Annotated in this window: 9 protein-coding genes and 1 pseudogene; 6 read left to right on the top strand and 4 right to left on the bottom strand. The window is 73.1% G+C overall.

Going from position 1 to position 10,355, the window contains the following annotated elements; genetic code table 11:
* Nucleotides 1-303 precede the first annotated feature (303 nt).
* Nucleotides 304-2,577: a hypothetical protein gene (locus tag ACFRQN_RS26360; RefSeq protein WP_380742575.1), complete on the top strand. Its 2,274-nt coding sequence runs from the start codon at nucleotides 304-306 to the stop codon at nucleotides 2,575-2,577.
* A gap of 122 nt (nucleotides 2,578-2,699) precedes the next feature.
* Here the strand turns inward: ACFRQN_RS26360 and ACFRQN_RS26355 are convergent.
* Nucleotides 2,700-3,150, bottom strand: a pseudogene (locus ACFRQN_RS26355) (transposase).
* 65 nt (nucleotides 3,151-3,215) lie between these two features.
* On the opposite strand from ACFRQN_RS26355, the gene ACFRQN_RS26350 reads away from it, so the two are divergent.
* Nucleotides 3,216-3,530, top strand: coding sequence for a DUF6980 family protein (locus tag ACFRQN_RS26350; protein ID WP_074003347.1), 315 nt, complete (start codon nucleotides 3,216-3,218; stop codon nucleotides 3,528-3,530).
* Nucleotides 3,531-3,901: 371 nt separating this feature from the next.
* On the opposite strand, the gene ACFRQN_RS26345 is transcribed toward ACFRQN_RS26350, so the two are convergent.
* A complete protein-coding gene (locus ACFRQN_RS26345; protein ID WP_380742573.1) occupies nucleotides 3,902-4,405 on the bottom strand; it encodes a MarR family winged helix-turn-helix transcriptional regulator in 504 nt (167 codons plus the stop codon).
* A gap of 85 nt (nucleotides 4,406-4,490) precedes the next feature.
* Between ACFRQN_RS26345 and ACFRQN_RS26340 the strand changes: the two genes are divergently transcribed.
* The 4 genes from ACFRQN_RS26340 to ACFRQN_RS26325 all read left to right on the top strand — a co-directional run bounded on the left by ACFRQN_RS26340 (nucleotide 4,491) and on the right by ACFRQN_RS26325 (nucleotide 8,312).
* Nucleotides 4,491-4,997 carry a cupin domain-containing protein gene (locus ACFRQN_RS26340; protein WP_380742571.1) on the top strand — a complete coding sequence of 169 codons (507 nt, stop codon included), beginning with the start codon at nucleotides 4,491-4,493 and terminating at the stop codon, nucleotides 4,995-4,997.
* 44 nt (nucleotides 4,998-5,041) lie between these two features.
* Entirely contained in the window at nucleotides 5,042-5,461 is a 420-nt protein-coding gene (locus ACFRQN_RS26335) for a RidA family protein (RefSeq protein ID WP_380742569.1), read from the top strand.
* Nucleotides 5,462-5,721: 260 nt separating this feature from the next.
* On the top strand, nucleotides 5,722-7,203 hold the full coding sequence (locus ACFRQN_RS26330; protein WP_380742567.1) for a flavin-containing monooxygenase: 1,482 nt from the start codon (nucleotides 5,722-5,724) through the stop codon (nucleotides 7,201-7,203).
* A gap of 53 nt (nucleotides 7,204-7,256) precedes the next feature.
* Complete coding sequence (locus ACFRQN_RS26325; protein WP_380742565.1) at nucleotides 7,257-8,312, top strand: NAD-dependent epimerase/dehydratase family protein; 1,056 nt, start codon at nucleotides 7,257-7,259, stop codon at nucleotides 8,310-8,312.
* Nucleotides 8,313-8,314: 2 nt separating this feature from the next.
* Here ACFRQN_RS26325 and ACFRQN_RS26320 read toward each other — a convergent pair whose 3' ends face one another.
* On the bottom strand, nucleotides 8,315-9,472 hold the full coding sequence (locus tag ACFRQN_RS26320) for a sensor histidine kinase KdpD (RefSeq protein WP_117486306.1): 1,158 nt from the start codon (nucleotides 9,470-9,472) through the stop codon (nucleotides 8,315-8,317).
* On the bottom strand, nucleotides 9,469-10,242 hold the full coding sequence (locus tag ACFRQN_RS26315) for a response regulator transcription factor (protein WP_380742563.1): 774 nt from the start codon (nucleotides 10,240-10,242) through the stop codon (nucleotides 9,469-9,471). Before ACFRQN_RS26315 ends, ACFRQN_RS26320 begins: the two co-directional genes overlap by 4 nt.
* Nucleotides 10,243-10,355 lie beyond the last annotated feature (113 nt).

Below are 10,355 nucleotides of genomic sequence, written 5' to 3'. Positions count from 1 at the left end.
CTGCCGCACAGCAGGCTCCCCGCCCCGTTCTCACGCAAGGAAGGGGAAAAGTCGACGCAAAGGCAAGGGAGATGACGAGCAGTCGGACGCTGCGATCCGGGGGCAGTCGGTCCTCCGGGCCTGACGGGCACCCGACTCCGCGCCCCCCGCATTTACCCAGACGGGTAAGAATGTGACATATTCACATCTGGCGGATGAATTCGGACTAATCATCCTGAACCCGCCCGGAGGGCCTCCCCTCACCCTCCCGAAACCCCTCAAGCACTTCCAGGAGCCACCTTGAGCGACCGCATACCATCCGTCATGAACGAGGTGCGGCCGAACTCCGAATCCCGGGTCCGGCGCGTGCCCGGTCGTACCGTCCTCGGCGCTCTCGCCGTCTCGGCACTCGCGCTCGCCTCGACCGCGCCGTTCGCCCTGGACGCCGCCGCGGCGCCGACGGCGAAGGCCGCCCAGAGCGGGGCGGAGCGTCCGATAGGCCCGAAGCCGACGCTCGACCTGCTGACGCACGGAAACCTGACCATGGCCTCCAACTCGGTGGTCGCCTGCGACCCCGACGACAGTCCGTGCGACGACAACGCCTACAACAACAACCGGGTCAACTGGGTCAAGACCGACCCCAAGGCCCCCGGCAACACCGCCTCCGCGGCCACCCTGACCATCCCGCCGGGCGCCAAGGTGCTCAACGCCCGGCTCTACTGGCAGTCGAACCCGGTCGGGACCTCGCTCACCTCCACCTCCGGCGACGCCTCCAAGGCCGACCAGGTCGAGCTCAAGGTTCCCGGTGCCACCGGCTACCAGCGGCTCACCGCCGACACCTACGACTGGTTCGACCAGAAGACCGGCGGCACTCCGCCGGCCCCGCTGACCGCCCACGCCGGCGTCAAGGACGTCACCGACCTGGTGCGCGCCGCCGGCTCCGGCGAGTACACCGTCGCCGACATCCAGGCCTGTCAGGGCCGGTCCTCGACCTCCGACTTCGGCGGCCAGAACGTCGGCTGCTGGGGCGGCTGGTCCCTGGCCGTCGCCTACGAGGACCCCAAGGAGCCACTGCGCTACCTGCAGATCTGGGACGGCTACCAGCTCATCCGCCCGCCCACGCCCAGCATCACCATGACCCTCGACGGCATCCGCACCCCGGCCGGCCGCGCCCCGGCCGCCACCATGGGCGTCGTCGTCGGCGACGGCGACGCGCCCATCGCGGGCGACTCCCTGGAAGTCGGCCCGGACTCCGGCAGCCTCACCGCCCTGCCCATGCCGACCGCGGCCAGGCCGGTCCGCGACAACGCCTTCACCAGCCGCATCGACCACGTCGCGGCGGACGGCACCGGCACCAACATCACCGATCGCAGGCCCAATCCGGTCGACAACGTCGGCTACGACGCCCGGATGATCGACATCACCGGCAAGCTCCCGGCCGGCACCAAGCAGGCCGCGCTCCGCGTCACCGGCCAAGGCGACGCGCTGCACCCCCAGGTGGTCTGGCTCGCCGTCGAGGCCCTGGAACCCGACCTCCGGATCACCAAGGCCAACGATCCGGCCGGCTCCACCACGAACGACCCGCCGGGCTTCGTCGACCCCGGGGCCGAGATCACCTACACCTTCACCGTCGCCAACCGGCACGAGGACGGCAGCAGCGCCGACCTCGACACCGCCACCGGCGTCACCCTGACCGACGTGCTGCCCGCCGGCACCGCCTATGTCGACGGCTCCGGCCCCGGCTGCACCGCCTCCGGACGCACGGTCACCTGCACCGCCGCCGACCTCGCGCCGGGAGCCGAGGCCACCGTCTCCTTCCGGGCCCGGGTCGACGCCGGACTCGCGCCGGGCACCAAGCTCGACAACACCTCGTCGCTCGTCTACCGCGGCGCCCAGACCGGCCGCGAACAGCGGCGTGCGAGCAACGCCGTGCGCAACACCGTTGCCGAGCACACCGGTTACCGCCTCGCCAAGAGCGCCGACAAGGCCCAGGCCGCCCCCGGCGACACCGTCACGTACCGGGTGGACATCACCAACACCGGCAACGCGCCGCTCACCGGGCTCACCGTCACCGACGACCTGAGCGCCGTCCTCGACGACGCCGCGTACAACGACGACGCCACCGCCACCACCGGAACGCCCTCCTACACGCAGCCGGTGCTCTCCTGGACCGGCGACCTGCCTGCCGGCGGCAACGCCCGGCTCACCTACACCGTCAGGGTGAAGGAGCCCTCCGTCGGCGACCACACGATGCGCAACACCGTGGTGTCCGACCGGACCGGCGGCAACTGCCCGCCCGGCTCGACGGCGGGCGAGTGCACGGCCACGGTGACGGTGGCCACGTCCTCGCCGTCCCCGACGGCACCCCCGTCCACGCCGTCCTCCCCGTCCCCTGAACCGACCGGCGGGTCCACCTCTCCGTCGGGCGGCAGCCACAGCCCCGACCCGGGCGCCGGCGACGGGCCCAGCCGACCGGACCGGGGCGGCCTGGCCGCCACCGGCAGCCAGGTGGCGCTGATCGGCGGCATCGCCGTACTCGTCGGCCTCGGTGGCGCGCTCCTCCTGGCGGCCTCCCGCCGTCGCCGCCACCAGCACTGACACCCCGTCCCGACCCACGTGAGGGCGGCCACCGGACCCGCCGGCGGCCGCCCTCGCACCGTGCCCGGGCGCCTGCGGGCCCCGGCTCGCGCACCGGCCGGGGCCTGTTCCAGAAGTGATCTTCAGAGCCACTCGTTGATGGCCGCGACGAGTACGGTGGCTTCGTATCGGAGTGCGAGCTTGTCGTACCGGGTCGCGACGGCTCGGTGGCGCTTGAGGCGGTTGATCCCGCACTCCACCGCGCGGCGCCCGCGGTAGTCGGTCGTGCAGAGCATGGGTGGCCGACCGCCGTGAGAACCGAGCTTCCTTCGGCTGCGGACCCGGTCCGCGGGGATCGGTGAGGATTCGGGCCCCCGTGCCGTCGCGCCGCCAGCGGCGGAAGAGTCCGTAGACCGTCCCCCACTCGCCGTACCGGGCGGGCACGTCCCGCCACGGCGCACCCGTACCGCCCCCACCGTATGCCATCGATCAGCTGCCGCTTGACCAGACCGGAGGCCGTCCTGGCTTCTTGCTTGCCGGCAACATCGCCTCCAGCCTCGCCCCCTGCGCGTTCGTCAGATCTCCCCGCCCCATCCGAAGATCATCTCAGGCCGTGATCTACTTCCGATCGTCCTGCTGATCGATGAGGAGCCAAGGCTATGACCGACCACTGCTGCGAGGCGATGACGGGCCAGGTGAACTGGCACTGCGACCAGCACGACGACCCCTTCGCCTGCCCGGACGCGCTGATTCGCTTCAGCACCAAGTTCCAGGACTACGGGTTGATCATCCACGACGGTGGTGCATCGATCATCAGGATCGACTTTTGCCCGTGGTGTGGACAGCGCCTCCCCGAGTCCCAGCGGGATCGTTGGTTCGACGAACTGGAGCGTCGCGGGATCGATCCATGGGAAGACCAGCTCCCGGCCGAGTTCCAGGACGCGAGCTGGCTCGCTTCGCTTCGTCAGGAGTGAAGCGGCTGTTGGTCCACTTCTGAGACACGCCCTGGTCGGAGGAGCCAGGCCTTGCGGGTGCGGGCGGGCGCCGCCACCGGCCCGCGCAGCATCGTGCCGCCGGGCTCGACGCTGGGCGCCGGCACCACGGTCGGGCCCGCCGCGCCGGTGAATGCGCGGCGGGAGGATCCCGGACGGGACGCGCCCACTGGGCGACCCGATCGCCGCCTGACCGACGGCCGCGGCCGCGTCGGAGGCGGAGTACGTCAGGGTGCGGCAGTCGTCACGGACGGCACACCACACCGGGTGTCGGCCGCCGTACGCGTTCCCCTCGCACGGCGGCCGACGGCGTTCCGGAGCTGTCGCGGGCGGCTGGACCTCGGGCGGGGGCGTCAGGGTGCCGGGCTCTGCGTGCCCTCGACGTCGGCGAGCAGTTTGCGCAGGAGCCCGTCCAGGGTGGCCCGTTCCTCGCCCGAGAGGGCGGAGAGCAGCGCGGTCTCGTTGGCCGCATGGTCGGTGAAGGCGGCGTCCACGAGGGCACGTCCGGCCGCGGTGAGGGCGATGCGGACGCTGCGCCGGTCCGCCGGGTCGGTGCGGCGTTCCACCAGGCCCGCCGATTCCAGCCGGTCGATCCGGCTGGTCATGCCGGCCCGCGACATCAGCAGCAGCGCGGCGAGTTCGGAGGGCATCAGTTCGTACGGCGCGCCGGAGCGGCGCAGGGTGGCGAGAACGTCGAACTCGCCGCGCTGGAGGCCGTGTTGCTTGAACACCTCTTCGACGACCCGGCCGGCGAGCAGCGCGAAGCGGCCGAGGCGGCCGACGGTGCCGACCGCCGCCAGGTCGAGGTCCGGGCGCTCCCGGCTCCACTGGTCGAGCATGACGTCCACGTGATCCATGGGGGAATGTTATTCGATGGGAGATAGTTAGACGTAGTACTATCAGCTGAGGAACTATCGGAGTGCTCACCGTGGGGAGAGACCAATGACGTTGATCGGACCGGAAGCCGTGGTCGTGCGGGGCGACGAAGCCGAGACCGTCTCGATGCTCGGCGGCACGGGGCGGCTGCTGGCGGACTCCAGCGCCACCGGCGGCGCCCTGAGCACCCTGCGCGTCACGCTGGGGCGCGGCAAGGACGGCGCCACCCCGCACTACCACGGGGGCTCCTCGGAGCTGTTCTTCGTCGTCGACGGCTCGGCCCAGGTGCTGGTCGGGAACGACGTGGTCACCGCCCGCAGCGGCGACCTCGTGGTGGTACCGCCCCACCTGCCGCACGCCTTCGCGGCCGCGCCGGACTCCGGGGCGGACCTGCTGATAGTGATCACCCCCGGCGTGGAGCGCTTCGACTACTTCCGCCTCCTGGAGCGGATCCGCGCGGGCGAGGCGACGGTCGAGGAACTGCTCGCCAAGCAGGACCTCTTCGACAACCACTTCCTGGAGTCGCCGAGCTGGCGCGACGCCCGGGAGGAAGCCGCCCGGTCCCAGCCGTAGACCGCCCGGCACCGAGCCCGACCCGACACCAGGAGAGGAACCCCGTGACCGACACCCGCACCATCACCAACCCGCCCGGCCTGCACGACCCGACGCCGTTCGGCTACAGCCACGCCGCCTCCGCACCCGGCGAACCGGTGTTCACCGGCGGCCAGTACGCCTCCGACGCCGACGGCCAGGTCGTGCCCGGCGACTTCACCGCCCAGGTGGAACTCGCCCTCGCCAACCTGCGCACCGCACTCGCCGGAGTCGGCCTCGGCTTCGAGCACGTGGTCCGCCTCGGCTCGTACATCGTCGACCACGACCCGCAGAAGCTCGCCGTCCTCGGCAAAGCCCTCGCCGGCGCCTGGGGCGACCGACTGCCCGCACAGACACTCAGCGGAGTCGCCTCGCTCGCCCTGCCCGGGATGCTCTTCGAGATCGACGCGGTCGCCGTCCGGCCGACGGCGGAGGCAACGGGCTGACCCACCCACCCGCAGGGGTCCCACCCGCCGGTGGGACCCCTCGCCGTACCGCCCGCCGTACCATCGCGTTCGAGCCGACACGGACCGCCCACACGGCCCGGGCCGCCGCCGGTGGAACCGTCCTGCGCGCAGGTCGCGGAGCCGGCGACGGACCGAGGTGGCCCGGATGAGGCTGCCCGTCGCCCGCCCCTGTCGCACAATGCCAAAAGCTTGTCGGGAAAAGACGATACGGCCGCCCCGCGAACCACGACAGTGGACCCATGACCACACACCGCACCGACGTCCTCGTCATCGGCGCCGGAGTCGCCGGCATCGGCGTCGCCTGCCGCCTGCGCCGGGACCTCCCCGGCCGTGACTTCGCGATCCTGGAACGCCGGGCCGGCATCGGCGGCACCTGGGACCTGTTCCGCTACCCGGGCGTCCGCTCGGACTCCGACATGTTCTCCTTCGGCTACCGGTTCCGCCCCTGGAACGGGACCAGGGTGCTCGCCGACGGCGAGTCGATCCGCGACTACGTGACCGCCACCGCCCGCGAGTACGGCGTCGACAAGGCGATCCACCACGGACTGCGGGTGCTGGCCGCCGACTGGTCGAGCGAGCGCCAGCGGTGGACGGTGACCGCGCTGCGCGAGGCGACCGGCGAGCGGGAGACCTGGGTCTGCTCCTTCCTCGTCACCTGCACCGGCTACTACGACTACGACCGGGGCCACCTGCCCGAGTTCCCCGGCGCCGAGCGGTTCGAGGGCGTGCGGATCCACCCGCAGCACTGGCCGCGGGACTTCGACCACACCGGGAAGCGGGTCGTCGTGATCGGCAGCGGCGCGACCGCCGTCACGCTCGTCCCGGCGCTGGCCGACAGGGCGGCCCATGTGACGATGCTCCAGCGCTCGCCCTCGTACGTCTTCTCGGTGCCCTCGGTCGACCGGATCACCGCCTGGCAGCAGCGGTTCCTGCCCGGTCCGCTGGTCGCCAGGATGACCCGCCGACGCAACATCGGCCTGCAGCGCGCCCTCTTCCGGACCGCCCGGCGCTTCCCCCGCGCGACGCGCCGGATGCTGCTGGCCGGGGTGCGCCGGGCGGTCGGCCCGCGCATCGACATGACCCACTTCAGCCCGGCCTACGACCCGTGGGACGAGCGGCTGTGCGCCGTCCCCGACGGCGACCTCTTCCGGGTGCTCCGGGAGGGCCGCGCCGACGTCGTCACCGACACCGTCGAGACCTTCACCCCCACCGGCATCCGGCTCGCCTCCGGCCGGGAACTCGCCGCGGACGTCGTCGTCACCGCCACCGGCCTGAACCTCCAGGCCTTCGGCGGCGCCACGATCAGCGTCGACGGCGAACCGCGCGACCTGCACGACGTCTGCACCTACAAGAGCGTCATGCTCGAGGGCATCCCCAACCTGGCCTGGGTCTTCGGCTACACCAACGCCTCGTGGACCCTGAAGGTCGACCTCGCCGCCGCCTACCTGGTGCGCCTGCTCAGGCACCTGGACGCCACCGGCCGCACCGTCGCCGTGCCCGTCGACCACGGGGCCAACGCGACCGCCGAGGGCGTGGTCGACGAGCTGACCTCGGGCTACATCCGGCGGGCGAAGGACGTCATGCCGCGCCAGGGGCGCGAGTTCCCCTGGCGGATGGTGATGGACTACCACCACGACCGGAAGGTCCTGCTGTCCGACCCGATCGAGGACGGCGTCCTCGCCTTCGGCGGGCCCGGGAGTGCGCGTCTTACCGGTCCGTGACGCCGCCCCGTGTCGACCGGCCGCGGGCCCGGTCGGACGCTAGCGTCGGCGGCATGAGAATCCTGGTCACCGGCGGTGCCGGCTTCATCGGCGCGTCCGTGGTGCGCGCCCTGGTCGCGGCCGGCCATCACGTGCGCGTCCTGGACGCCCTGCTGCCCGCAGTCCACCCGACCGGGAACCCGCCCGCGCTGCCCGCGGGTGTCGACTTCCGGCGCGGGGACGTCCGGGACGCGGAGACCGTCGAGGAGGCGCTCGCCGGGGTGGACGCGGTCTGCCACCAGGCGGCGATGGTCGGCCTGGGACTGGACCTCCAGGACGCACCACGGTACGTCGGCTGCAACGACCTCGGCACGGCGGTGGTCCTCGCCGCGATGGCGCGGACCGACGTCCGACGGCTGGTCCTGGCCGGATCCATGGTGGTCTACGGGGAAGGGCGCTACCACTGCGCGGAGCACGGCGAGGTGGCACCGGGGCCGCGGCGGCCCGCCGACCTGGACGCCGGACGGTTCGAGCCGCCGTGCCCGGTCTGCGGCGCTCCCCTGCGGCCGGGCCTGGTCGCGGAGAGCGCACCCGCCGACCCGCGCAGCGTCTACGCGGTGACCAAGCTCGCGCAGGAACACCTCTCCGCCGCCTGGGCACGCGCCTGCGGCGGAACAGTGCTGACGCTGCGTTACCACAACGTGTACGGCCCCGGGATGCCGCGCGACACCCCGTACGCGGGGGTGGCGTCGCTGTTCCGGTCGGCCCTCGCCCGCGGCGAGGCGCCCCGGGTCTTCGAGGACGGCCGCCAGCGCCGGGACTTCGTCCACGTCGAGGACGTCGCCGCCGCCAACCTCGCGGCGCTGGCCGCCGTGGGCGACCGGCCGCCGGGCAGCGTCCGGGCGTACAACGTGGGCAGCGGCGAGGTGCGCACCATCGGTGAGATGGCAGTGGCGCTGGCCACGGCCTACGGCGGCCCGGCCCCGACGGTGACCGGCGAGTACCGGCTCGGCGACGTGCGGCACGTCACCGCCGACTCGAACCGGCTGCGTGCCGAACTGGACTGGCTGCCGCACGTCCCGTTCGACCGGGGCATGGCGGAGTTCGCCGCCGCACCGCTGCGGGTCTGAGGTCAGCTCCGGGCGGACGGCAGGGCGATCTCGAAGCAGCAGCCGCCCGCCACGTTGTGGACGCGGGCCCGCCCGGCGTGGGCCTCGACGATGCCGCGGACGATGGCGAGGCCCAGGCCGGCGCCGCTGCCGCCGGCCTCGGGCCGGTCGGACCGCCCGCCGGGATCGGCCGGCCTGGGCGTGCGGGCCGCGGTGCCACGCCAGCCGGTCTCGAAGACCCGGGTCAGGTCCTGGGCGGGGATGCCTCCGCAGCCGTCGGTGACCGAGAGCAGCACCTCGTCCGCCTCCCGCCGCGCGGAGACCGTGACCACGCCGTCCTGAGGGGTCGAGCGGATCGCGTTGACCAGCAGGTTGCCCAGGACCCGGGTGATCTCGCGGCTGTCCACCTCGACCGGTTCGGGCTCCACCTGCCGGCCTTCGAGCCGGACGCCGCGCTGCCGGGCCAGCGCGTGGGCACCGGCCAGCGCGTCGTCGACCAGGTCGTAGACGGAGACCCGGGAGAGCGAGAGGGCGAGCGTTCCGGCCTGGATGCGGGAGAGTTCGAAGAGGTCGTCCACCATCCCGGTGAGCCGCTCGACCTCGGTGCGGATCCGCCGGAGGTAGCGGTCCGGCTCCTCGGCGACGCCGTCCTCCAGCGCCTCGGCCATCGCCCGCAGCCCGGCCAGCGGGGTGCGCAGGTCGTGGGAGATCCAGGCGACCAGCTCCCGCCGGGACTGTTCGAGGGCCTGTTCGCGGCCCCGGGATTCGGCGAGCCGGGCGCTGGTGGCGGACAGTTCCTCGCTCAGCTGGGCCAGTTCGCGGCCCAGCGGGTGGACGGGCGCGGTGAAGCCAGTGTCGCTGCCGACGGTCCGGGCGGCCGCCGTCAGGGCCCGGCTGCCCGCGACCACCTGCCGGCCCAGCAGGGCGGCGGTGCCCAGGGACACGACGGCGGCCATGGCGAGCACCGTTATCACGACACCGAGGTCGTGGGCGGAGAGGAACATGGCCTGCGCGACGGCGAAGGTGCCGGAGACGACCGCGAGCACGGTGACGACGGCGACGCAGAACAGCGAGAGCGCCATCGAGCGCCTGCGCAGCAGCCGGACGGCCGGCCAGCCGAGCAGGCCCGCTCCGCCGGCGCCGAGCGCGGCGAACAGGGCGATCAGCAGCAGGTCCTTCACCCGCGGTCCTCCCCGGCACCGGGCACCGGGTCGTAGCGGTAGCCGACGCCCCACACCGTGCTGATCATCCGCGGGGCGGCGGGATCGTCCTCGATCTTCTCGCGCAGACGCCGCACGTGGACGGTGACGGTGGAGAGGTCACCGAAGTCCCAGCCCCAGACGCGGGCCATCAGCTCCTGGCGGGAGAACACCGTCCCGGGGAACCGCAGGAGGAAGGCCAGCAGGTCGAACTCCCGTGCCGTCAGGGACAGTTCCCTCCCGGAACGGTGAGCGCGACGGGCCGGCCCGTCGACGGTGATGTCCCCGGAGCGGACGGGCCCGGCCGGGGCGCCCGTCGCGGGTGCCGCCACGCGCGAGCGCCGCAGCACCGACTGGACCCGCAGGACGAGTTCGCGTGGACTGAACGGCTTGGTGACGTAGTCGTCGGCGCCCAGCTCCAGGCCGAGGACGCGGTCGGCCTCGTCACTCCTGGCGGTGAGCAGCACGACCGGCAGCTCCCCGCCGGCGGCCTGGCCGCGCAGCCGCCGCAGCACCTCCAGGCCGTCGATGCCCGGGAGCATCAGGTCCAGGACCACGAGGTCGGGCTGGTGGGCCCGGGCGAGGGCGAGCCCCCGCGGACCGTCGACGGCGTGGTCGACGCGGTGGCCGGCTCGGGTGAGGTAGCCGGCGACGACCTCGGCCACGGTCGGGTCGTCGTCGATCACCAGGATGCGGCCGGCGGCCGACGGCCCGGCGATGGCGGAGGGCTCGTTGGCGGAGGGCTCGTTCACCCCGCCGAGAATAGGCGCCGGGCGCCGGTGCGGACGCCGCCGCCGTCCCCCCGTTCGACCTCCGTAAGATCCTGGGCCCCGTCCGCACACCCGTCCGCACACCGGTCCGCACC

Source organism: Kitasatospora sp. NPDC056800 (genome assembly GCF_042789775.1).
Classification (GTDB): domain Bacteria; phylum Actinomycetota; class Actinomycetes; order Streptomycetales; family Streptomycetaceae; genus Kitasatospora.
Note: the sequence above shows the minus strand (reverse complement) of the source record. Positions and strands in the feature narration are given on the sequence as shown.

Coding starts and splice junctions, on each gene's coding strand:
- ACFRQN_RS26360 (WP_380742575.1), top strand. CDS start 304: ATGAACGAGGTGCGGCCGAACTCCGAATCCCGGGTCCGGCGCGTGCCC.
- ACFRQN_RS26325 (WP_380742565.1), top strand. CDS start 7,257: ATGAGAATCCTGGTCACCGGCGGTGCCGGCTTCATCGGCGCGTCCGTG.
- ACFRQN_RS26350 (WP_074003347.1), top strand. CDS start 3,216: ATGACCGACCACTGCTGCGAGGCGATGACGGGCCAGGTGAACTGGCAC.
- ACFRQN_RS26340 (WP_380742571.1), top strand. CDS start 4,491: ATGACGTTGATCGGACCGGAAGCCGTGGTCGTGCGGGGCGACGAAGCC.
- ACFRQN_RS26345 (WP_380742573.1), bottom strand. CDS start 4,405: ATGGATCACGTGGACGTCATGCTCGACCAGTGGAGCCGGGAGCGCCCG.
- ACFRQN_RS26330 (WP_380742567.1), top strand. CDS start 5,722: ATGACCACACACCGCACCGACGTCCTCGTCATCGGCGCCGGAGTCGCC.